Origin of the sequence: Candidatus Merdisoma sp. JLR.KK006 (assembly GCF_036941035.1) — a bacterium.
GTDB lineage: Bacteria > Bacillota > Clostridia > Lachnospirales > Lachnospiraceae > Laedolimicola.
On the sequence record NZ_JAYMNS010000004.1, the window covers coordinates 1 to 24,076 of the forward strand.

Annotated in this window: 22 protein-coding genes; 6 read left to right on the forward strand and 16 right to left on the reverse strand. The window is 38.7% G+C overall.

Going from position 1 to position 24,076, the window contains the following annotated elements; genetic code table 11:
* From VSQ61_RS04465 to rpmH, 16 genes are all read right to left on the reverse strand, one after another.
* The coding region (locus VSQ61_RS04465) for a tyrosine-type recombinase/integrase (protein ID WP_334343244.1) at positions 1-915 on the reverse strand (915 nt) is incomplete at its 3' end.
* Between the two features lie 57 nt (positions 916-972).
* On the reverse strand, positions 973-1,512 hold the full coding sequence (locus VSQ61_RS04470; protein WP_334343245.1) for a hypothetical protein: 540 nt from the start codon (positions 1,510-1,512) through the stop codon (positions 973-975).
* Between the two features lie 75 nt (positions 1,513-1,587).
* Positions 1,588-2,715 (reverse strand): MarR family transcriptional regulator, encoded by a 1,128-nt coding sequence (locus tag VSQ61_RS04475; protein ID WP_334343246.1) that lies wholly within the window; start codon positions 2,713-2,715, stop codon positions 1,588-1,590.
* Positions 2,716-3,124: 409 nt separating this feature from the next.
* Positions 3,125-4,003 carry a DUF3881 family protein gene (locus tag VSQ61_RS04480; protein ID WP_334343247.1) on the reverse strand — a complete coding sequence of 293 codons (879 nt, stop codon included), beginning with the start codon at positions 4,001-4,003 and terminating at the stop codon, positions 3,125-3,127.
* Between the two features lie 142 nt (positions 4,004-4,145).
* Positions 4,146-5,423, reverse strand: a complete 1,278-nt coding sequence (gene serS, locus VSQ61_RS04485) for a serine--tRNA ligase (RefSeq protein WP_334343248.1) — start codon at positions 5,421-5,423, stop codon at positions 4,146-4,148.
* A 66-nt stretch (positions 5,424-5,489) separates the two neighbouring features.
* Positions 5,490-6,005, reverse strand: a complete 516-nt coding sequence (locus VSQ61_RS04490) for a DUF4446 family protein (RefSeq protein ID WP_334343249.1) — start codon at positions 6,003-6,005, stop codon at positions 5,490-5,492.
* A gap of 53 nt (positions 6,006-6,058) precedes the next feature.
* Complete coding sequence (locus VSQ61_RS04495; RefSeq protein WP_334343250.1) at positions 6,059-6,958, reverse strand: ParB/RepB/Spo0J family partition protein; 900 nt, start codon at positions 6,956-6,958, stop codon at positions 6,059-6,061.
* A 1-nt stretch (position 6,959) separates the two neighbouring features.
* On the reverse strand, positions 6,960-7,727 hold the full coding sequence (locus tag VSQ61_RS04500) for a ParA family protein (RefSeq protein WP_334343251.1): 768 nt from the start codon (positions 7,725-7,727) through the stop codon (positions 6,960-6,962).
* Between the two features lie 134 nt (positions 7,728-7,861).
* On the reverse strand, positions 7,862-8,572 hold the full coding sequence (rsmG, locus tag VSQ61_RS04505) for a 16S rRNA (guanine(527)-N(7))-methyltransferase RsmG (protein WP_334343442.1): 711 nt from the start codon (positions 8,570-8,572) through the stop codon (positions 7,862-7,864).
* Between the two features lie 23 nt (positions 8,573-8,595).
* Entirely contained in the window at positions 8,596-10,494 is a 1,899-nt protein-coding gene (gene mnmG / locus VSQ61_RS04510; protein ID WP_334343252.1) for a tRNA uridine-5-carboxymethylaminomethyl(34) synthesis enzyme MnmG, read from the reverse strand.
* A gap of 16 nt (positions 10,495-10,510) precedes the next feature.
* Positions 10,511-11,887, reverse strand: a complete 1,377-nt coding sequence (gene mnmE, locus VSQ61_RS04515) for a tRNA uridine-5-carboxymethylaminomethyl(34) synthesis GTPase MnmE (RefSeq protein ID WP_334343253.1) — start codon at positions 11,885-11,887, stop codon at positions 10,511-10,513.
* Between the two features lie 82 nt (positions 11,888-11,969).
* A complete protein-coding gene (gene jag / locus VSQ61_RS04520; RefSeq protein WP_334343254.1) occupies positions 11,970-12,890 on the reverse strand; it encodes an RNA-binding cell elongation regulator Jag/EloR in 921 nt (306 codons plus the stop codon).
* A 17-nt stretch (positions 12,891-12,907) separates the two neighbouring features.
* Positions 12,908-14,179 carry a YidC/Oxa1 family membrane protein insertase gene (locus VSQ61_RS04525; protein ID WP_334343255.1) on the reverse strand — a complete coding sequence of 424 codons (1,272 nt, stop codon included), beginning with the start codon at positions 14,177-14,179 and terminating at the stop codon, positions 12,908-12,910.
* A 72-nt stretch (positions 14,180-14,251) separates the two neighbouring features.
* Positions 14,252-14,461, reverse strand: coding sequence for a membrane protein insertion efficiency factor YidD (gene yidD, locus VSQ61_RS04530; RefSeq protein ID WP_334343256.1), 210 nt, complete (start codon positions 14,459-14,461; stop codon positions 14,252-14,254).
* Positions 14,458-14,805 carry a ribonuclease P protein component gene (rnpA, locus tag VSQ61_RS04535; protein ID WP_334343257.1) on the reverse strand — a complete coding sequence of 116 codons (348 nt, stop codon included), beginning with the start codon at positions 14,803-14,805 and terminating at the stop codon, positions 14,458-14,460. Before rnpA ends, yidD begins: the two co-directional genes overlap by 4 nt.
* Positions 14,806-14,933: 128 nt before the next feature.
* On the reverse strand, positions 14,934-15,068 hold the full coding sequence (gene rpmH / locus VSQ61_RS04540) for a 50S ribosomal protein L34 (protein ID WP_160562916.1): 135 nt from the start codon (positions 15,066-15,068) through the stop codon (positions 14,934-14,936).
* Positions 15,069-15,342: 274 nt separating this feature from the next.
* Between rpmH and dnaA the strand changes: the two genes are divergently transcribed.
* The 6 genes from dnaA (at position 15,343) to gyrA (ending at position 24,042) form a co-directional block, all read left to right on the forward strand.
* Positions 15,343-16,716: a chromosomal replication initiator protein DnaA gene (gene dnaA / locus VSQ61_RS04545; RefSeq protein WP_334343258.1), complete on the forward strand. Its 1,374-nt coding sequence runs from the start codon at positions 15,343-15,345 to the stop codon at positions 16,714-16,716.
* Between the two features lie 243 nt (positions 16,717-16,959).
* Positions 16,960-18,072: a DNA polymerase III subunit beta gene (gene dnaN / locus VSQ61_RS04550; RefSeq protein ID WP_334343259.1), complete on the forward strand. Its 1,113-nt coding sequence runs from the start codon at positions 16,960-16,962 to the stop codon at positions 18,070-18,072.
* Positions 18,073-18,087: 15 nt separating this feature from the next.
* The gene (locus tag VSQ61_RS04555) at positions 18,088-18,294 is read left to right on the forward strand and encodes an RNA-binding S4 domain-containing protein (RefSeq protein WP_334343260.1); all 207 of its coding nucleotides are present in this window, start codon (positions 18,088-18,090) and stop codon (positions 18,292-18,294) included.
* Complete coding sequence (recF, locus tag VSQ61_RS04560) at positions 18,291-19,376, forward strand: DNA replication/repair protein RecF (protein WP_334343261.1); 1,086 nt, start codon at positions 18,291-18,293, stop codon at positions 19,374-19,376. The genes VSQ61_RS04555 and recF overlap by 4 nt, the downstream gene beginning before the upstream one ends.
* Before the next feature lie 68 nt (positions 19,377-19,444).
* Positions 19,445-21,361, forward strand: a complete 1,917-nt coding sequence (gene gyrB / locus VSQ61_RS04565) for a DNA topoisomerase (ATP-hydrolyzing) subunit B (protein WP_334343262.1) — start codon at positions 19,445-19,447, stop codon at positions 21,359-21,361.
* Between the two features lie 152 nt (positions 21,362-21,513).
* Positions 21,514-24,042, forward strand: a complete 2,529-nt coding sequence (gyrA, locus tag VSQ61_RS04570; RefSeq protein ID WP_334343263.1) for a DNA gyrase subunit A — start codon at positions 21,514-21,516, stop codon at positions 24,040-24,042.
* Positions 24,043-24,076 lie beyond the last annotated feature (34 nt).

Below are 24,076 nucleotides of genomic sequence, written 5' to 3' on the forward strand. Positions count from 1 at the left end.
AAGCTCCATCAGATTTCGGGGATGTTTATTAAACAAAATATCCTTTTGCTTAACATTCGACACATGTGTATAAATTTCTGTTGTGCTTATAGAACTATGTCCCAACATTCTTTGTATATACCGAATATCCACATCCTGCTCCAAAAGCAGAGTAGCAAAAGAGTGTCGGAACATATGTGGTGTCAAATGCTGTTCAATTCCAGCAAGTTTGGCATAACGTATAATCATATAGCGGACGGACTGATCTGACAATTTCTTCTGCAGTCTATTTACAAAAAAATACCCACAAGTATCAATATCAGACTTAAAAGTCCCATGATATAAAGAAAGAGCCGAGAGAACCTCTGGATTACCAATCTGCAGGATTCTCTCTTTGGCTCCTTTACCATAAATCAAAATATTGTTACTGATAAAATCTATGTTTACCGGGCGCAAAGAGCATAGTTCAGATATACGCATTCCAGTAGCGAATAAAAGCTCAATAACAGCAATGTCCCGAATACAGCACCGGAGCTGATATTCTGAGGTTGCCTGTTCTTTCTGCTGATATAAGGTGGACAGGAAAGTTTGTATAGCGTGAAAAGGAATTGTTTTAGGCAAAAGCTTTGCCTCCCGGAAACGGATATCCAGTTTAGAGAAGGGATTTTCAGTTATAACCTCTTTGTACTCCATATAATGAAAAAAGGCTTTTAGACTGGCAATCTTGCGTTTAATCGTTTTCGGCTTATACTGCTTATGCAAATAGGTAATGTAGTTATCAAGGTTATCCTTGAAATAAAATTCCGAAATATTTTGAAGATAATTTGTATACTGCCTCAGATCAATCCGATAAGCTTTCAATGTCTTCTGGTCAAGACGCTTCCTGTATTCACAATATTCAATATATTCCGCAACATAATCATTTAAAGTATTCATAGTCTGACACTCTCCTGTTTTTTAGACTATTATGAGTGCCAGCCTATGAAATGTCTATTATTTCCCCTCTGGAAAGAACTTATCCAGTATCTCCAGACAACCTTTGGAGGTATATCCCCAAAGAATAGAACTGAGCGCCTGCACTGCTTCTGGTCGCTTTCGATAGTAGGTTCTGGGGGATATATTTGCAATATGCGGACGCAGGTTCTCAATGATTTCATCCGTATTCTGAAGCTGTTGATGAGACAGGTAGCTGTAGTAAAGGATCCAGTAATACTGTTCTCCATGCTTGTGCTTATTCCGCAGGATGTCCACGGCAGAGTTTAAGAGTGTAAGCATCTTATTGCTTCGCTCAATGCTCTTTGCATAGTTCTCCAGTTTGGTTCCTCCTACATCCGCACCTGCAATATACATGGAATCCAGAAATTCTTCAATGCTGCTTCCGTACTCGATTTCAAAGGTGTTTCGTACCTGCTGGACCGCCAGTTCCAGATTCCAGACGGCATCCCTGTAATTCTTTAACAGTTTCCAGGTATCATGAAACAGAGGGTTCTCCTCCTGTGTTGGGATGTTTTTATTTGGTCTTGTGTTTGCCATAGTATTTACCTCATCTTTCTTGTGCTTTTGATTGACGAATTGGGATTTTGTTACTGAACGATGGACGTGGTGCCCTCAGCAGAGCTTGGCAGGAGAAAGCGTCAGCTCAAACTGATAAGGGATTCTCCCATCCAGACAGCATATCTTCAGTGAATACCTAAAATCTGTTTCCCTGCAGTCGGATAAGGGATATAACTTATACAGGGTTTCGGAGCATTCACAGCACGGAACCCCTTGTGCTACAAGGATTTCCGCCGTTTTTCGGATGACCTGGCAGATGTTGGATTTTGAAACGCTGCCGGACAGGGATGAAACGGTATCCAGCTCCTCCGCTATGTAAATCTGCTCTTCTCTGACAACAGTATTTTCCGGAATGGGAGCATTTTCCGTAATATGGACAGGAACCTGGAATGTCATGGAAACCTCCTCTTTGTCGATCATGACGTCACTGATATTGAACATGGTGGATAAGTAGCTGCACAGATAGATCACACTGCCGTGACGCCCAGTAAAGGAAACGAGGGAAAGGTATTCCTTCTCCTGCAGCTTATTGAGTATCCGGCTGACAGTTGCTTTCGAGATGCCCCAGCGCAGGGAAAGGTCGCTGCAGCTGGTCAGCGGATTGCCGGTGCAGTTGCGGAAATAGACCACGGGGCCGAGTTCGGAGCCCTGGACCTGGCTGTCGTTGTAGATGGCGTGTACCCAAAGATCCAGTACAATATCCATCTCTGAGCATTTTCCCATACTAATCAGCTCATGGACTGCAGCAACCGGGAAAAAGAAAAAGCCCACATCCTTCTGACATGGGTAGTTGTAGTCGAGTGCGGTATTATGCTTTTTCCATCCGGTAATGCAGAATTTGATGAGATGCCCCCTGCCGAGGCGGGTATAGGTAATGTAATTCTGGTTCTGGAGAAAATCCAGGATGGACAGTGCCTGGTGCTGGAACCGTGTGCGGAACCATCCGGAAAGCTCTGAAGTCCTGCAGATCCATTCTCCGGGGCCAACCAGATAGGAGATGCCCTCCAGTCTCTGATAGGAAGAGCGGAAGTTTGCATAGGAGCAGAGTGTCATGTAATAAAAAAGATAGGAACTTCCGTTTGTGCGGATGTTCCTATCCTCCATGAGCGTGCGGATGAATTCCCGGTAGATGCGGCACCGGGGATAGTCCACGATTTGTTTGATTTCTAATTGATAGTCCATATATTCAATCTCCTTTGAAATATTGAGCCAAATCTTGTACTGTAAAACTGTTTATGTTATGATTAGGAAAATAATGCGTTGCTGAAGGAATGAGCGCTCTTTGCCTATGTAGAGTCTGCAAATAAAAAGGTAGCTGACCACCATACGAATCTTTTCCTTGCTAATAGCCTGCTAATTGGACGGGCAGGGACTAAACAATATTAGACGGAAAAAACGGTTTTAGATGGACAACTACCCTCAAAAAAGTCCAAATTACACGGAAAATATGGACAACAGAGAGTTTGCTGGACTCAAAAAAACGGGTTGATTTGACTCCTAAGCGGTAGGTCGGGTGTTCGAATCACCTCGGGAACGTATAAAAAAGCTAAAACCTAATTATCAGGTTTTAGCTTTTTTTCATCTAATTTTCCTATGGATGAAATATCATTTCCCCCTGCAACCATATAACACCCTTAAACCGACGGCCAACTTGGGGCTCTCCTAAAAGATCTTTTTGATTGATACAAACCTCAAAAATTAAATCATGACTTTCCACCGTAAGCACATAGATCTGTTCTTCCGTTAAACTATTTTCCACCTGCTTACACTCTAAAATTTCTCCCAGTATACTGTAATGGTCACACTCTACTCCATAAGGCATAAAGTATGTAGACACAATGGAAAACACATCTTCATTTGCTATTCTTCTGGAAATCATAGAATAAATATCCATATCCTCCAGGGTTAGATTTTCAATAGCTTCCTCATCACCATCTCTGGCTGCCTGAATTAATTTTGTTCTCTGAAGGACAGCATCAGAATTTTCTTCTTCTGTCATTCCTTTGATTACAGGAAGCAGTACCTTGCCGCTTACAGAAAGACCAGTAAACCTAAGTGTTACAGTGCAGGAGGAAAGCTGGTTCAATCGCTTTTCATTTAACAGATCTGCCACATTCTGAACATAAAAAATAATAGATACGCCTAGAGACAGATCATCGCAGACGCCTGCATAGGATTCTTTTTCAGCATGACGCTCTACTGTAACACTGTCATACAGCTTTTCTTGTTTTCCCTGAAAATAAGGAAAATAGTAATCCCTGCGATAATTTTCGTTTTCATCGTATTCTCCGCGAAGTATAATTCCCATTCCTGGTGCAAATTCCTTTTTCCGCTCGGAAAAGTCCACTCCATTCCGATTACCGGAGGTGCGTTCACCTTGATAGCTTTCTTCTGTCATTTGAAGCAAAAAATTCAGTTGCTCTTTATTTTCAATTTCGCTAAAACCTACAGCTCTCAAATATTCGTGCACCGTATTTCACCTCCCTTTTCCAATGAATCAATACCTGTGTAAACTTTTATTTAACTCATTGTACGAAAAAATACACACGAAAGATAATTTTTTAGAAAGTTATCCACATATTATACACTTATCCACATATTATAAAAATGTTTTACTTGATTACTTTCTGACCTCCCATATAGGGCTGCAAAGCTTCTGGAATGCTGACGCTGCTATCCGCATTCAAATTATTCTCCAAAAATGCGATCAACATCCGAGGCGGTGCAACTACTGTATTATTTAATGTATGCGCAAAGTACTTTCCTTTTTCTCCATTGATTCGAATTTTTAAGCGCCGGGCCTGGGCATCTCCCAGATTCGAACAGCTTCCAACCTCAAAATATTTCTTTTGTCTGGGTGACCAGGCTTCCACATCTACAGACTTCACTTTTAAATCCGCCAAATCTCCGGAACAGCATTCCAATGTCCGAACCGGAATATCCAGAGAACGGAAAAGATCTACCGTATTCTGCCACAGCTTATCAAACCACATAGGACTGTCCTCTGGCTCACAGACTACAATCATTTCCTGCTTCTCAAATTGATGAATCCTATACACGCCTCGCTCCTCCAAACCATGAGCACCCTTTTCCTTGCGGAAGCAGGGAGAATAACTGGTCAGCGTCTGCGGAAGACTCTCCGGCTGAAGAATCGTATCAATAAATTTTCCGATCATGGAATGCTCGCTGGTACCAATCAGATATAAGTCTTCTCCTTCAATCTTATACATCATGGCATCCATCTCTGCAAAGCTCATAACACCTGTAACTACATTGCTGCGAATCATAAAGGGCGGTACACAATAAGTAAATCCCCTGCCGATCATAAAGTCTCTGGCATAGGCGATTACTGCAGAATGAAGCCTTGCAATGTCTCCCATAAGATAATAAAATCCATTCCCTGCTACTTTTCTGGCACTGTCTAAATCAATGCCGTTGAATTTCTCCATAATTTCTGTATGATAGGGAATATCAAAATTAGGTACAACCGGCTCACCATAACGCTGTACCTCTACGTTCTCACTGTCATCCTTACCAATGGGAACACTTGGATCAATAATATTAGGAATGGTCATCATGATTTTTAATATTTTCTCATCCAACTCTTTTTCTTTTTCCGAAAGAGCAGACAGGCGATCTGCCTGTGCAGCAACCTGCTTCTTTACTTCTTCTGCCTCTTCCTTTTTTCCCTGACCCATCAATGCGCCGATCTGCTTGGAAAGCTTGTTTCTCGCTGCTCGTAAAGCATCTGCCTCTTGTTGAGCTTCCCTTTTTTGTGCATCCAATTCAATAACCTCATCTACCAGCTTAAGCTTTTGATCCTGAAATTTATTCTTTATATTTTGCTTTACAATCTCCGGGTTTTCCCGTACAAACTTCATATCCAGCATAATTGTAATCTCCTTTAGTCATTTACTGCTTTTTCATCATATACCACTCTGATTCATTTTTCAAGCCTAGCTTTTATTTTTTGCCTGATTCAGGGCTTTTTCTTCTTCCTCTGAAAGATTAATCTGACATTCTCCCTTTACAATTTGTTTTACATAGGAATAACTTCCTTCATTTGCATACACTGAATTTATAATAAATCCATTTTCCTCTTGATCTAAAAGTGCTAATGCGTAACTCAATTCACCGCTCATCTCGCGAAATGCGTCATATTTTACCATTCCCATTTTCTGATAAGTCATACGCTGAATTTTCTTCAACACTTCTATTTCTACCTGCAATTTCTTATTTTCTTTATCTGCAATTTGGACCTTCTCCATATAAGAGAGAAGTTCTTCTTCTAAACTCTTACCGTCTTTTCCTTCTAAAAAAGCTTCTATACGCTTTTTCAGCTTTTTTTGTTTACATAACACGATAATTATTATAATTATAAGGACTACTAAAAGAAGTACTATAGCAAATAAGTAATACGCAGGGTCAATTCCTGTATATTGATAGATGTAATCTAAAACTGGGCTGTTCACGTCTTTTTCCTCCTGTCGTATTTTAAATTTTAATCATCTTTCTGATATTTTTATTATGTATGAGAAGTATTCAATATAATATCAATAATTCGTTCCAAATCTTCTTTAGAATAATACTCTATCTCAATTTTTCCATTACCCTTTGCTTTTTGATGAATAGATACCTTACTTCCAACAGCCTCTTTCATCTTTTCTTCCAAATCCGTATAAATAAAATCTTGTACAACTTTTTCCTTTTTCTTTTCTGTCTTTCCTTTCTGAATGTCCTTTACAATTTTTTCAATCTCACGGACACTAAGTTTTTCATCAAATACGCGAGCTGCTGTTGTCACTTGCAGCTCAGGATCTTCAATTCCCAATAATGCTCTGGCATGTCCTGTTGTAAGCATGTCATCAATCACCATTTGCTGTACTCGTTCATCCAATTTCAATAAACGCATTGAATTAGTAACCGTAGTTCGGCTTTTTGAAACTCTTTCTGCTACCTCATCCTGTTTCAGATTAAATTCTTCCAAAAGACGTTTGTAGGCTATAGCTTCTTCAATGGGATTAAGACTTTCCCTTTGAATATTTTCAATCAGAGATATCTCAACAACTTCCAGATCTGTATATTCTTTTACTATAACAGGAACTTCTTTTAGACCCGCTAGTTTTGCAGCTCGCCACCTTCTCTCTCCTGCAATAATCTCATAAAATCCGTTTTTTTCTTGCACAATCAGGGGCTGAATAATACCAAACTGACGAATAGAATCTGCAAGTTCCATTAAAGCATCTTCCTCGAATTGTTTTCGAGGCTGATCTTTATTTGGTCCCACCTTTGAAATCTTTATTTTTAATTCTATAGGTTTCTCAACAATCTTTTCTACTATTTTTTCTTTTTCTGGCTGTGATGATTTAATTGTTTCCGGAATAAGACTATCCAATCCTTTTCCTAACCCACTTTTCCTTGCCACTTTAGTCTTCCTCCCTATTTATAACTTCTTCTGCCAAAGCCCTATAACTTTCTGCTCCCGCTGATTTTGTATCATATATGGTAATGGGATACCCGTGGCTGGGTGCTTCCGCCAGACGAACATTTCTTGGGATTATTGTACTATATACCTTTTGTTTTACATTTGCCCTTACATTTTCTACTACCTGCAAAGAAAGATTTGTTCTGGCATCAAACATGGTAAAGACGATTCCTTCTATATCCAAATATGGGTTTAACCGTTCTTTTACCAAATTAATAGTATGTATTAACTGACTCAATCCTTCCAAAGCATAATACTCACACTGAATTGGGACTAAGACAGTATCTGCTGTAGTCATAGCATTAATTGTTAAAAGGCTCAAAGATGGAGGGCAGTCTATTAAAATAAAATCATATTTGTCTTTAATTTCATCTACATCTTTTTTTATAATATATTCCTTTTCTGGTATACCTATCAATTCTATCTCCGCTGCTGCTAAATCCACATTAGAAGGAATCAAATAAAGATTTTCAAACTCTGTAAATTCAATGCAATCTTGTATAGCTGCTTCTCCTAGAATTAAATCATAAACTGTATATTCTAATTGACTTTTATCAACACCCACACCGCTAGTTGCATTTCCTTGGGGATCTAAATCTATTAATAGAACCTTCTTATTTTTTTCTGCTAGGGCAGCGGATAAATTAATTGCAGTTGTTGTCTTACCTACACCGCCCTTTTGATTGGCAATAGCTATTACTCTTCCCATAAACAAATATTTCCTTCCTATTTTTTATGTTTCACGTGAAACATTCATTCACAAGTTAGTTTTAATTATATCACATTATTCTGCAGTATAAAACTATTTTATTTGTTTCACGTGAAACATTTTAAAAATCAGAATTATTTCGAGCATAGAGGTTCCTTTGCAGGCATTCCCGCTTTTCTTGGATATTTTTTTGGCGTATATCCCGTTTTTCTTATTTTTACAATACAACGAAAAACATCTGTATCAGGAAGTAATACTTCTCTCTGCTCCTCTATTATTCCTCCAAGAATATTAATTGCTCTTCTCCCAGATTCTAATTCTTCCTGTATTTTACCTGACTTATACGCAATAAAAAAACCTTCCTTTCTTACAAAAGGAATACAATATTCTGATAAAGTTGATAAATTTGCAACAGCTCTGGAAACACAAAGGTCAAATTGTTCCCTATAATTATCCTTTTTTGCTAAATCTTCCGCCCGACCATGGATTGCTATAATTTTTTCTAATCCAAGTTTTTGAATAACCTCATTTAAAAATTGAACCCTTTTATTTAAGGAATCCAATAACACCACATCTAAATCCGGATAAATAATTTTTAAAGGAATCCCGGGAAATCCTGCACCAGTACCTACATCAATTAATCTTCCCTTGGGAATAACTATCTGATGAATCATCAAACTATCAATAAAATGTTTCAATATCACTTCATCAAAATCTACAATCGCAGTCAAATTCATTACCTTATTTTTTTCCACCAAAAACTCATAATATTGAAAAAATTGAACTGCTTGTTGATCTGTCAATTCTAATTTAAGTTTTTTAAATTTTTCTTTAATCTTTTCCATTTTATCCATTATTCATACTTACCTTAATTTATAAGTCTTCTTTTTTGTTGTTCCATATAAACCAAAAGTACCGAAATATCTGCCGGTGATACTCCGGAAATACGGGAAGCCTGTCCGATAGATACAGGTCTGTATTTTTCAAGCTTCTGTCTTGCTTCCAAACGAAGACTCGGAACTTCCGCATATGGAAAATTTCCAGGAATATACCTATTTTCTAATTTTTTAAATTGCTCAACCTGTTTTTCCTGACGCTTAATGTATCCTTCATATTTAATATTAATATTTACCTGCTCCGCCACACCCTTAGCAAGCTTTGGCCGTTCCGGATCCAAAGGTGCCAAAATATCATAATTTAGTTCCGGTCGACGTATCAATTCTGCAAGAGTAGAACCAGATGTAAGAGATGCGCTTTTTGCTCGCTCTAATAATCTCTGTACCTTTTCGCCCGTTCCAATATTCACATGCTGCACTCTGTTGATTTCCTCTGAAATCTGTTTTTCCTTTTCCAAAAGTAGCTGATATCGATCTTCTGAAATAAGCCCCACTTGATACCCCAGCTTAGTTAAACGCAGATCGGCATTGTCTTGACGCAATAAAAGACGATATTCGGCACGAGAAGTCATCATTCGATAAGGTTCCCTATTTTCTTTTGTAACCAAATCATCTACTAATACACCAATATAAGCCTGAGAACGATCCAAAATCAATTGCTCTTTTCCTAGTATTTTCATAGATGCATTAATACCTGCCAAAAGCCCCTGTGCTGCCGCCTCTTCATAACCGGAGCTTCCATTAAACTGGCCACCGCTGAATAATCCGGAAACATCCCGAAATTCTAAAGTAGGAGCAAGCTGTCTGGGATCAATACAATCATATTCAATAGCATAAGCATTTCGAACAATCCTTACATTCTCTAAACCAGCTACAGAAGAATACATCTTATGCTGAACATCTTCTGGTAAAGAGCTGGACATGCCACCCACATACATTTCATTGGTATAAAGTCCCTCCGGTTCAATAAATACCTGATGCCGATTTTTATCTGCAAACTTTACTACCTTATCTTCAATAGAAGGGCAGTATCTTGGCCCTGTCCCTTCTATCATACCGGAATACAAAGGAGAACGATCCAAATTCTCACGAATAATTTCGTGAGTCTTTTCATTAGTATAAGTCAACCAACATGATACCTGTTCCTTCTGAACATCTTCCGGATCTGTAGTAAAAGAAAAAGGAACAACTTTCTCATCACCAAACTGTTCCTCCATTTTACTAAAATCAATGGAACGTCGATCAATACGTGCAGGAGTTCCTGTCTTAAAACGATACATTTGAATTCCCAAAGACTTTAAAGAATCTGACAAATAATTGGCCGCCTGCAACCCATTAGGTCCCGTGGCATTGCTTACATCTCCATAAATGCATCTTGCTCTTAAATATGTGCCTGTACAAAGTATTACAGCTTCCGCATAATAAACAGCTCCGGAATAAGTCTTAAGCCCAGTCACATGATGATTCTCTGATAAAATCTCTGTTACTTCAGCCTGCACAATTGAAAGATTTTCTGTGTTTTCCAAAACTCTACGCATACTACGACTATACTCAGATTTGTCCGCCTGTGCACGCAGAGAATGTACTGCCGGACCCTTGGAAACATTGAGCATTTTTGACTGGATAAAAGTCCTGTCAATATTCTTTCCCATTTCTCCGCCCAAAGCATCAATCTCACGAACCAAATGTCCCTTTGAGGTTCCTCCAATATTTGGATTGCAAGGCATAAGTGCAATACTGTCAATGCTTACTGTAAACATAATAGTTTTTAAACCCAATCTGGCACAAGCCAGCGCCGCTTCACAGCCTGCATGTCCGGCACCTACTACAGCCACCTGACAATTTTCACTATACACAGATTCCGATTTCATCTTTCATATCCTTCCATTATTTTCCAATACAAAAACGACTAAAAATTTCCTGCGTTAGATCTTCACTCATTTCTTCTCCTAAAATAGCTCCCAAAGAAGAATAAGCACCCATCAAATCAACAGTATAAAGATCCTCCGGCATTCCTTCACAGATACTATTCTTCACCATAAAAAGGCTTTCCTTTGCTTTCTCCAAAGCAGTCTTATGACGAATATTTGTAATAATAAGCTCATCATTAAAAGAAATACTTCCCTGAAAAAACAAATCTCGAATTATCTCTTCCAATTCTTTCAGTCCATGACCACTTTTTGCTGATACTGTAACCACTGGATGCTGTATCTGATCCTGAATCATTTCCTCTGTTACAACAGACAGTAAATCTGATTTATTCAACAATATAATCGACTTCTTATTATGCAAAAAAGCAAGAATTTCTTTGTCACTCTCATCCAAAGCGCAGGAACTGTCCACCACATATAGGATCAAATCAGCAGATTCAGCTTGTTCCTTTGCCCGATTCACACCTATTTGTTCTACAATATCCTGAGTTTGCCTGATTCCTGCCGTATCCAAAATATTCAAATTGACTCCATCCAAATGAAGCTGTTCTTCCAAAATATCCCGGGTCGTTCCCGCAATCTCTGTTACAATTGCACGTTCCTCTCCAAGAAGAGCATTCATAAGTGAAGACTTTCCTGCATTCGGCTTTCCTAAAATAACAGTCTTAATTCCCTCTTTTACAATTCTTCCATTATCAAAAGTATTTAAGAGTTTATCAATCTCTGAAATAAGATATTCCAGATTTTTTGAAAGCTTATCACTATATCCATCCAGACTGATATGCTCCGGGTCATCCAAAGCAGATTCTAAAAAAGCAGTTTCATATAAAATCCGTTTTCTAAAATCCTTTACTTTTTCACTGACAGAGCCTTTTAATTGAGAAACAGAACTTTTCAAGGCCAATTGATTCTTTGCTTGAATCAAATCCATAACTGCTTCTGCCTGCGAAAGATCCATTCTTCCATTGAGAAACGCACGCTTTGTAAATTCCCCTGGCTCAGCAGGACGTGCCCCTTTTTTGATGACAGTCTCCAAAATCCTGCGAAGTACAAGAATACCTCCATGACAATCTATTTCTACAGTGTTCTCCGCCGTATAGCTGTGGGGAGCCTTCATCAAAAGAATAATCACCTCATCCAGCAATTCTTCTCCATCATAGATATTTCCATAATGAATAGTGTATGAATGCTGATCCGATATTCTTTTTCCCGGATTTTTAAATTTAAAAATCTGTTCTATAATAGAGAAAGCATCTTCTCCGCTAATACGAATAATTCCAATTCCTCCGCTGGACATAGCTGTAGATATAGCTGCAATCGTATCACTATTCATAAGAAATACCCTTTCTTTTTCCTATCTTCACAAAAAGGAACGCCTCAGCGTTCCTTTTTCTCTCAGTCAACAGAATTGCCATTTACTTAGACCGCTGTCCACGGGAATTGCGGTTATAACGATTCCGATTTTTTCCTCCATTATAATGTTCCAAACGCACTCCTTCTCTCAAAGTTACAACTACACGGCGATAAGGTTCTTCCCCTTCACTATGAGTACAAACAAATTTATCATTTTGAAGAGCCGAATGAATCACACGCCGTTCATAAGGATTCATAGGTTCTAAGGAAACAGGCTTTCTCGTTCTTTTTACCTTATGAGAAATATTCTTTGCAAGATTCTCTAAGGTTGCTCTTCTTCTTTCCCGATAATTTTCCGTATCAACCTTTACACGAATATATTCTTCACTCTTTTTATTCGCAACCAGGCTGGTCAAATATTGAAGAGAATCTAAAGTCTGTCCTCTCTTTCCAATAAGGACACCCATATCATCCCCTTCCAGGTCAACAGTAATTTCATGTTCTTGAGGATGAGCAGTTACTATTACCTGAACTTTCATTTCCATAGCTGCAAATACCTTATTCAAAAATTCCTGAACAGGAACTACATCAATCTCAATCGGTTTTTTCTCTGGCTTCTTCTCTGCTTTTACTTCTACAGCAGGCTTTTCCTCTTTTTCAGCCTGTTCCTTTTTAACTTCTTTTTTTACTTCCTTTGCAGGCTCCTTTTTAGGTTCCGGAGATACAGGCTTTTCTACAGCTTTCTCATTTACTTTTTCCAAAATCTTTTCTACTTCTTTTTCTGCTTTCTTTGATGCCTGAATCTCTTCCTCAGTCTGAATATGAGCTTTGATCACAGCCTTTCTACTTCCAATACCAAGAAATCCGGCACTTCCCTGAGAAATCACTTCGTATGCAATCTTATCCCGCGTAGTGCCAAACTTAATTGCAGCTTCTAATATAGCATCATCAACTGTTTTTGCCGAAACTTCAATATATTCCATAGTGAACCCCTCACTTTTTATTTATTTTTGCCCTTATTGTTCTTTTCATTATACTGTTCTACCATTCTCGCCTTGGCTGCCAGACTTCCCGGTTTTGCCGTTCCCTTACTGTAATATTCGGTAGAATCCTGAATTGCTTTCTGACGTTCCTCAGAAGTAATCTCTCTTTTTGTTGTCTCTACATTGCGGGTGCTTGTCCTTGCTACATTACTAAGCCGTTCCGGAGGAAGCCCGTTTTTCTCTCTCTTCCTATTATAAGCTTCTATATTCTTTTTAATTTCTTCATCAATATCCATCTTACTTAGATGCTTATTGATTATCAACTGCTGAATGGTACGGACCACAGCACTCATAATCCAGTAGATGCCTACACCAACGGGAAGAATGGCACAAAAATATACGGACATAAGAGGCATAAAATTATTCATCATTTTCATGGACTGCATCATTTCATTATTCTCACCGTCCGCAGAAGCCGCCGCCTGGGGCATCAGCTTCAAGCTGAACCACTGACTTAAGCCCGCCAGTACCGGAATAAGAAGTGCAACTACAATCCACAGATAATTCCCCTCAGCAAAACTTTCCTTAATGGTATACCAGGGTGAATTTACAATATTCAGTCCCAGAAAATCATTAAAACCGCTCAAAGTGTGCTGCGTACTCTCCACAACACTGCTTAAGCCTGGAAATTCCGCTGCTATACTTTCCCACTCTGCGGTAGTTGCCTTATTCAGCACATCAATGATGGTATTCTCCAAAGCAAAATCACGCTTCTGAAAGGACGCAGCGCTTTTGAGTCCCTTAATAAATGCGCTTCCGCCCGAAGTACTCAGCAAATCTGTCACCAGAGGATAGTAAGCCATCTTAATCTTATCAATATATGCGGGAATCGCATACACCACTGCATATACTGCAAGCAGAACCGGAAACTGGATAAGCATGGGAAGACAGGTTCCCGTAGGCGAAGTGCCGTACTTTGCATAGACAGCCTTTGTCTCGTCCTGCATCTTCAGCATAGACGCCTGATCCTGTTTTCCTTTGTACTTTTTCTGAATCGCCTGGATCTCCGGATTCATCCGCATAGACATTTTTGAAAACTTCTGCTGCTTATATGTCAACGGAATCATAAGCATATATACAATAATGGTAAACAGAATAATAGCAAAGCCTACATTGGCAATTCCGATAGAATCCAGAAAATTAAAAATCTGATTAATAATCCAGCCTAATATTTTCGCAATATCACCCAGAATAAATCTAGAATCCTGTGTTAAAAACAAACTTGTCAATGGAAAAATCCTCCTTTAGCTTTTACCCCTGGATATCCTTTTCCTCAAAAATCTTTGCGGCTAAAGGAAACCTTACGGCACCGGATCATATCCTCCCTTAGAAAATGGATTACATCTTAAAATCCTCCATACAGCCAGAATACTTCCTTTTATGGCTCCATATTTCTGAATGGCCTCCAATCCATACTGGGAACAGCTTGGAATGTAAGGACATCTGGTACTTTTCATCGGCGATAGATATTTCTGATAAAATTGAATCAATCTGATCAATATGGTTTTCATTCTTTTCTGATAACTCCCTGAAGCTTTCCCAAGTGAAGCAATGCATTGCGGATCTCTTCAAAGCTTTTTCCTTTTGCATTTACCCTTGCGATGACTACCATGTCCAAACCACTATTGAACATGTCTTCCTGTAGCCGGTAACTTTCCCTGACCAGTCTTGTTATCCTGTGTCTTACCACACTGTTGCCTACTTTCTTACTGACGGATACACCAAGACGGTTCTTTGCAAGACCGTTTTCTCTTACATAGAGAACAAGATAACGGTTTGCACAAGATTTTCCTTCCTTATATATAAGCCGAAAATCCTGGTTCTTTTTCAACGATTCTGAATGAGGATACTTCATATCTCCTCCACATCAAAACATAAGCAGATCAAAAAAACACGTGCAGATCTAAAGAAACACCATACGGGTATCCCTTTATGCACAAAAGACACGTGCAGATCTAAGGAAAAAGGCCACATATATGCGGCCTACGCTGATAACTTCTTTCTTCCTTTTAATCTTCTAGCTGCTAACACTTTCCTTCCGCCAGCAGTACTCATTCTCGCTCTGAATCCATGAACTCTCGCTCTGGACTTCTTCTTTGGCTGAAATGTCATTTTCATCTCTCAAAACACCTCCTCTTCTAAAAAACATTATCTCAATTATATTCGGAAAAGCCTACAAAGTCAAGCAATTTACAGGCTTTTTTCGTTTTCTGGATTTTAAACAGTATTTTGTTATTAAAGAAAATTTTATCCACAATATGTGGATAAGTTGTGGATAAAATGTGGAAAAATGGAATTTTTTATTTTTTCTTGATTATGAAAATGATTTGTTATATTATTGAATATAGGGTAGCATGCATTTTTTTACAGCCACTTTGAGGAGAATAATACAATGAACCTAATTTTAGATAAATGGAGCGATATTCTGGAACATATTCGAAAAGAACATGAACTTTCAGATGTGTCCTTTGAGACATGGCTTCTTCCTTTAAAAATACACAGCATAGAAGGTCATACCGTACGGATTATTGTACCCGTAGATCAAATGGTTACTTATTTAAATTCAAAATTTAAAATTCCAATCTATGTAGCCATTGCAGAATTCACAGGGGAAAAATATGACATTGAATTTATCACAAAAGAAGAAGCTGACGCATTTGACCTAAAGCAGAAAAAGGAATCGCCTGCTACTTCCGCTTTACGCAGACAAGTACCAGTAAATGTAATTTCCGAACAGTCTAATATTAATGCAAAATATACCTTTGACACTTTTGTAGTAGGAAATAATAATAAGTTTGCCCATGCTGCATCTCTGGCCGTAGCTGAAACACCGGGAATTGTCTATAATCCGCTTTTTCTCCATGGAGGTGTAGGACTTGGCAAAACCCATTTGATGCACGCCATTGCAAACCATATATTAAATATTAATCCTAATATGAAGGTTCTCTATGTAACCAGTGAATATTTTACCAACGAATTGATCGAAACTCTCCGTGCAGGTGATCCAACTGGTATGACCAAATTCAGAGAAAAATATCGGAATATTGATGTTCTGTTAATTGACGATGTACAATTCATTATTGGAAAAGAAAGTACTCAGGAAGAATTCTTCCATACTTTCAACTCCCTTCACAATGTCAATAAGCAGATTATAATTTCCAGTGATCGTCCTCCCAAAGATATCGAGACTCTTGAGGAACGCTTAAGGACACGTTTTGAATGCGGCCTGATTGCCGATATTTCTTCCCCGGATTTTGAAACTCGTATGGCAATTCTTCGTAAAAAAGAAGAATTGGAAGGATATCAGATTGATGATGGCATCATTACCTACATAGCTACCAATGTAAAATCCAATATTCGTGAGCTGGAAGGAGCTTTCAATCGACTCATAGCCCTTTCTACATTGGAAAAACGTCCTATTGACATGCCTCTGGCTGAGGAAGCAATTAAGGATATTATTTCACCTGGAGAGAGCCGTAAGGTTACACCAGAACTGATCATTGATATTGTTGCAGAACATTTTCATGTAAAACCAGATGACATCAAAGGTAAAAAGCGAACTGCTGATATTGTATACCCCAGACAGATCGCCATGTACCTCTGCCAGGATCACGGAACCTCCTTTAAACGAATTGGAGAGCTCTTAGGAGGCAGAGACCATACAACGGTTATGCACGGAGTAGAAAAAATTTCCAATGAATTAAAGGTGAATGACTCTACCGTACGTCTCGTTGAAACCATACGGAAAAAGATCTATCCCAATTAAAATTTATCCCTCTACACTTATGGATAACGTTGGGATAAGCAGTGGAAAACTTTTCACAACTTCAAGTATGTGTACAACCTACCCTGTTTTCCACAAGCCTTCTATAATATTTTCACATACTTATCCTTTTGGAAAATGCCTTTATTACAAGGCTTAAAACTGGTTTTCAACATATTCACAGCCCCTACTAAGACTAAGACGGATTATTTTATTTATATATATATGAAAGGAGTTTTCCACATCATGAAAATCGTTTGTAATAAAACAGATTTATTAAAAGGTGTAAACATAGTTTTGAAAGCCGTTCCTTCCAAAACAACAATGTCCATTTTGGAATGTATCCTGATTGATGCTTCTGCTCAGAAAATCAAGCTTACAGCAAATGATATGGAACTTGGAATCGAGACTGTTATTGAAGGTGATATTCTGGAAAAAGGTATTGTAGCCATTGATGCTAAGATTTTTTCAGAAATTGTTCGAAAGCTTCCGGACAATTATGTTGCTATTGAAACAGATGCCAACTTCCAGACAAAGATTACCTGTGAGAAAGCAAAGTTTAATATTTCAGGAAAGTCAGGCGAGGATTTTTCCTATCTTCCTTATATAGAAAAAGAAGATCATATCAGTATCTCTCAATTCAGTTTAAAAGAAATCATTAAGCAGACCATATTTTCTATCTCTGACAATGAAAATAATAAAATGATGACAGGAGAACTATTTGAACTAAACGACTACAATTTGAAGGTAGTTTCTTTGGATGGCCATCGTGTTTCTATCCGCAATTTGGAGTTAAAGGAAAGCTATGACTCGAAAAAAGTCATTGTACCAGGAAAGACTCTAATGGAAATCAGCAAGATCCTTTCCGGAGAAATGGATTCTTTTGTCAATATCTTTTTTACAAAAAATCATATTGTTTTTGAATTTGATGAGACAGTCGTTGTTTCCCGTCTGATTGAAGGAGAATACTTTCGCATTGAACAGATGCTTTCCAATGATTATGAGACAAAGGTTCAAGTAAATAAAAAAGAATTGCTAAATTGTATTGATCGTGCCACTCTCCTTATCAAGGAGGGTGATAAAAAGCCGATTATCATTGAGATCGGCGATGGAGAAATGCATCTTAAGATAACCTCAGGAGTAGGTTCTATGAATGAGGAGATTGTGATTGAAAAAGAAGGAAAAGATATTTTAATTGGATTTAATCCAAAGTTTTTGATTGATGCACTTAGAGTGATTGATGATGAAATAATTACACTATATATGGTAAATCCAAAGGCACCCTGTTTTATAAGAGATGAAGAACAGTCTTATATTTATCTGATTCTGCCTGTGAATTTTAATAGTGCAGTCAATTAAGGAATAGGAGAACATATGGAAGAAATACATATTCGGGATGAATTTATTAAGCTTGGCCAGGCTTTGAAGCTGGCCGGGCTGGTAGATTCCGGTGTGGATGCAAAGTATGTGATACAAGAAGGGCATGTAAGAGTAAATGGGGAGACAGAGTATCAGAGAGGGAAGAAACTTCATTCTGGTGATATTTTTTCTTACCATGGACAGGATGTCAGGGTGTCATGATTATACAATCCATAGAGCTGAAGAATTTCCGGAACTACCGGGAATTGAAGCTGTACTTTGATGAAAATACGAATATCTTCTATGGGGATAATGCCCAGGGAAAGACAAATATCCTGGAGGCTGTCTATTTAAGCGGCACTACAAAGTCTCACAAGGGAAGCCGGGATAGGGATATGATCTTTTTTGGAGAAGAAGAAGGCCATCTGCGTACTTTTGTAAAAAAGGGCGAAATGGATTATCGTATTGATATTCATTTAAAAAAGAGCAGAACAAAGGGAATTGCAGTTAATGGTATTCCCATCAAAAAAGCAGGTGAGCTCTTTGGAATTGCTAATTTTGTATTTTTTTCTCCGGAAGACCTGAGTATTATTAAGCAGGGGCCGGGAGAAAGAAGAAGATTTCTGGATATGGAATTATGCCAGCTTGATAAGGTATATCTGCATAATCTGACCAATTACAATCGGATTGTAGTCCAGAGAAATCGGCTTTTAAAAGATTTGGCACTTCGCAGTGATCTGGAAGAAACTCTGGATGTATGGGATATGCAGCTGGCAGAGTATGGAAGTAAGATTATTGTCGGAAGGGAGTTATTTATTCGACAATTAAGTGAGATTATTTCCGGAATCCATAAAAATCTCTCAGGTGGCAAAGAAGATCTTCAAATCTCTTATGAAAAAAATGCAGAGGTAGCAGATCTTTATGAGATGATTCGAAGGAACAGGGATCGGGATAGAAAAATGAAAACTTCTACTGTAGGCCCCCATCGAGATGATTTACGGTTCGTTATAGATTCTATTGATATTCGAAAATTCGGTTCTCAGGGCCAACAAAGGACAGCCGCACTTTCCCTGAAATTATCGGAAATTGAATTGGTAAAAAAAATCATTCATGATACACCGGTATTGTTATTAGATGATGTTTTGTCTGAACTTGATCATAATAGGCAAAACTATTTATTAAACAGTATTCATGATATTCAAACTATGATTACCTGTACGGGTCTGGACGAATTTGTCAATCATAGGTTTTCCATTAATAAGGTATTTCGGGTAATCGAAGGTGCCGTATGGGATGAGAATTAGAAGCAGCAATTTGTTCTGGATAAGAGTTATACAGAGCATATTGAGGAAATAAAAATAGGAGGTTATATATGAGTACAGAGTACGGTGCAGATCAAATCCAGATTTTGGAGGGGCTGGAAGCAGTCCGGAAAAGACCTGGCATGTATATTGGAAGCACCTCTGCCAGGGGGCTCCACCATCTGGTATATGAGATTGTGGACAATTCCGTAGACGAGGCATTGGCAGGATTTTGTAAAAATATTGACGTATCCATCAATAAAGATAATTCTATTACAGTTATTGACGATGGAAGGGGAATTCCGGTAGGAATTAATCACAAGGCCGGGATACCAGCTGTAGAGGTAGTATTCACTATTCTTCATGCAGGCGGTAAATTTGGCGGCGGAGGATACAAAGTATCCGGCGGACTTCATGGTGTGGGAGCTTCTGTAGTAAATGCTCTTTCCGAATGGTTAGAGGTTACTATTTACAGTGGAGGAAAAATCTATAGACAGCGTTATGAAAGAGGCCATGTAATCTATAAGCTGAAAGAGATAGGAACTTGTGACCTTGAAAAAACAGGTACCACGGTAGTATTTCTTCCGGATAAGAAGATATTTGAAGAAACAGTTTTTGATTATGATACTTTAAAGATACGCCTTCGTGAGATGGCTTTTCTGACAAAAGGATTAAATATTATTCTCAGAGATAAAAGGGAAGAAAAAGAGGTTGTAAAGGAGTTCTGTTATGAAGGAGGAATCCGGCAGTTTGTGGAATACCTGAATCGTTCTAAGACCAGCCTTTATGAGCCTATTATCTACTGTGAAGGCATGGTAAATGATGTATATGTAGAGGTTTCTATGCAGCATAATGATTCTTATACAGAAAACTGCTACAGCTTTGTAAATAATATTAATACTCCGGAAGGAGGAACTCATTTAACAGGATTTAAAAATGCACTCACAAAAACCTTTAATGATTATGCAAGAAAAAATAAGCTTTTAAAGGATAGTGAACCCTCTTTGAGCGGCGAGGACATCAGAGAAGGTTTGACAGCCATTATCAGCATAAAAGTTGGTGAGCCTCAGTTTGAAGGTCAGACGAAGCAGAAGCTGGGCAACAGTGAAGCCAGGGGAGCTGTAGATAATGTGGTATCTGAACAATTGATGATTTTTCTGGAGCAGAATCCAACCATTGCAAAGGTAATTCTTGAGAAATCAATTTTAGCTCAGAGAGCCAGAGATGCAGCAAGAAAAGCCCGTGATCTGACTAGAAGAAAGACGGCTCTTGACGGTATGGCTTTGCCTGGCAAGCTGGCAGACTGTTCTGATAAGAATCCGGAAAATTGTGAGATCTACATTGTAGAGGGTGACTCTGCAGGGGGGTCTGCAAAGACAGCTCGTTCCCGTGCAACACAGGCAATTCTTCCTCTGCGCGGAAAGATTTTGAACGTAGAAAAAGCAAGACTTGATAAAATATATGCCAATGCAGAGATTAAAGCTATGATTACTGCATTTGGAACAGGAATTCATGAGGATTTTGATATTTCAAAGCTTCGTTACCACAAGATTATTCTCATGACAGATGCAGATGTTGATGGCGCCCATATAAGTACCCTGCTTTTGACCTTTATTTATCGTTTTATGCCGGATTTGATTCGGGAGGGTTATGTATATCTGGCACAGCCTCCTCTGTATAAGCTGGAAAAAAATAAAAAAGTATGGTACGCCTACAGTGATGAAGAATTGAATCAGATTTTAACAGAGGTTGGACGGGATCAAAGCAATAAGATTCAGCGTTATAAAGGTTTGGGAGAGATGGATGCAGATCAGCTTTGGGAGACAACTATGGATCCGGAGCACAGAATCTTAAAACGTGTTATGATAGACGATACAAATTCCGCAGAGATTGATTTAACCTTTACTACTCTTATGGGAGATAAAGTAGAACCAAGACGGGAGTTTATAGAGACGAATGCGAAGTATGTGAAGAATTTGGATATATAGAATAAATAATTACAGAATGGTAAAGTCGCAAAGGCGCACGAGAGGAACTTTCATGAGTGCCCTTTCGAATGAAAGTTTCTCTCATTACCTGTGTGTCGAAGTGATTTTACTCTTTAGTGCTATCGCACAGCGATTTTGAATAGGAGAATAGAATGGAAGATAATATCTTTGACAAGGTCCATGAGGTAGATTTGAAAAAGACCATGGAAGATTCCTATATTGATTATGCTATGAGCGTTATTGCGGCTCGTGCTCTTCCAGATGTAAGGGATGGCTTAAAGCCAGTGCAGCGCCGTGTGCTGTACTCTATGATTGAATTAAACAATGGTCCAGATAAGCCTCATCGTAAATGCGCCCGTATTGTCGGCGATACTATGGGTAAATATCATCCTCATGGAGACAGCTCTATCTACGGAGCTTTGGTTAACATGGCTCAGGAATGGTCTACCCGTTATCCTTTGGTAGACGGACACGGCAATTTTGGATCTGTTGATGGAGACGGTGCAGCGGCCATGCGTTATACAGAAGCGCGTTTAAGCAAGATTTCCATGGAAATGCTGGCAGACATCAACAAAGATACGGTAGACTTTGTACCTAACTTTGATGAGACAGAGAAGGAGCCCTCCGTGCTTCCTTCCAGATATCCAAATCTTCTGGTAAATGGTACGACTGGCATTGCCGTAGGAATGGCTACCAATATTCCGCCTCATAATTTGAAGGAAGTAATTGCCGCAGTTGTAAAGCTTATTGATAATCGGGTTTTAGAAGATCGAGATACAGAAATTGAAGAAGTATTAAAGATTGTTAAAGGTCCGGACTTTCCTACCGGAGCAGAAATTCTGGGTACAAGAGGCATTGAGGAAGCTTATCGAACCGGACGGGGAAAAATTCGTGTTCGTGCTGTTACAAATATTGAAGCAATGGCCAACGGAAAGAATCGTATTATAGTCACAGAGCTTCCCTATATGGTAAATAAAGCACGTCTTATTGAGAAAATTGCAGATCTGGTTAAGGAAAAGCGAATTGACGGTATTACTTATATTGGAGATGAATCCAGCCGAGAGGGAATGCGGATTAATATTGAGCTGAGAAAGGATGTAAATGCAAATGTCATTTTAAATCAGCTCTACAAGCATACACAGCTTCAGGATACCTTTGGAGTAAATATGCTGTCCCTGGTGAATAATCAGCCGAAAACCTTAAATCTTTTGGATATGCTGAAGTATTATCTTCTTCATCAGGAGGATGTGGTTACACGAAGGACAAAGTATGAGCTGAATAAGGCTGAGGAGAGAGCACATATATTAAAGGGATTGCTCATTGCCCTTGATCATATTGATGAGGTGATCAAGATTATCCGCAGTTCCCGGTCTACTCAGATTGCAAAAGAGGGATTAATGGAACGCTTTGGTCTGGATGATATCCAGGCACAGGCCATTGTAGATATGCGTCTGAGAGCTCTCACCGGATTGGAGAGAGAGAAGCTGGAAGCAGAATATAAGAGCCTTATGGAGCAGATAGAGTATTTAAAGTCTATTCTTGCAGATGAAAAGAAGCTTTTAGGAGTTATCAGGGAGGAAATTCTTGTTATCTCTGAGAAATATGGTGATGAGAGAAGAACCCATATTGGTTATGATGAATTTGATTTGTCTATGGAAGATTTAATTCCAAATGAAGAAATAGTGATTACTATGACAAATCTGGGTTATATCAAGCGGATGACTACGGATAATTTTAAGAGTCAGAATCGCGGGGGCAAGGGCATCAAGGGAATGCAGACTATCAATGAAGATTATATTGAGGATCTTATGATGACTACCACCCATCATTATCTGATGTTTTTTACCAATACAGGTAAAGTATACCGCTTGAAGGCTTATGAAATTCCAGAGGCCGGCAGAACTTCCAGGGGAACAGCTATTATCAATCTGCTGCAGCTGCAGCCGGGTGAGAAGATTACAGCTGTGATTCCTATTAAGGATTACAATGAAGGTAAATATCTGTTTATGGCTACCAAGAATGGACTTGTAAAGAAAACTTCAATTTTGGATTATGCGAATGTTCGTAAGACAGGGCTGCTGGCTATTAACCTTCGAGATGGGGATGAACTGATTGAAGTAAAATATACAGATAATGAACAGGATGTATTTCTTATCACAAAATTTGGTATGTGCATCCGTTTCCATGAGACAGATGTAAGACCTACGGGCCGTACTTCCATGGGAGTAATTGGAATGAATCTGACCGATCAGGATGAAGTGGTCGCTATGCAGGTGCATACCCAGGGTGAGTATCTTCTGGTTGTATCAGAAAAAGGACTTGGAAAACGTACTCACATAGAAGAATTTAATTCACAGAATCGCGGCGGTAAGGGAATTAAATGCTACAAGATTACAGAAAAGACAGGATATGTAATTGGCGCTAAGGCGGTAAATGAGGAAAATGAGGTAATGCTTATTACTACGGAGGGAATTGTTATTCGTATCCCCTGCAATGGAATTTCCATTGTAGGAAGAATTGCTTCAGGTGTGAAGCTAATGAATGTGGATTCCGAAAATGTAGTAGTGGCAAGTATTGCCAAGGTTCGGGGACAGGAAGATTCAGAAGAGGAAACAGATCCAGAAGATTCAGAAAACTCTCAAAAGAATCAAGAATCTGAAAGTCAGGATAAAAATGAATAATTTTATCGTAAATCAATAAATATATATTGATTCC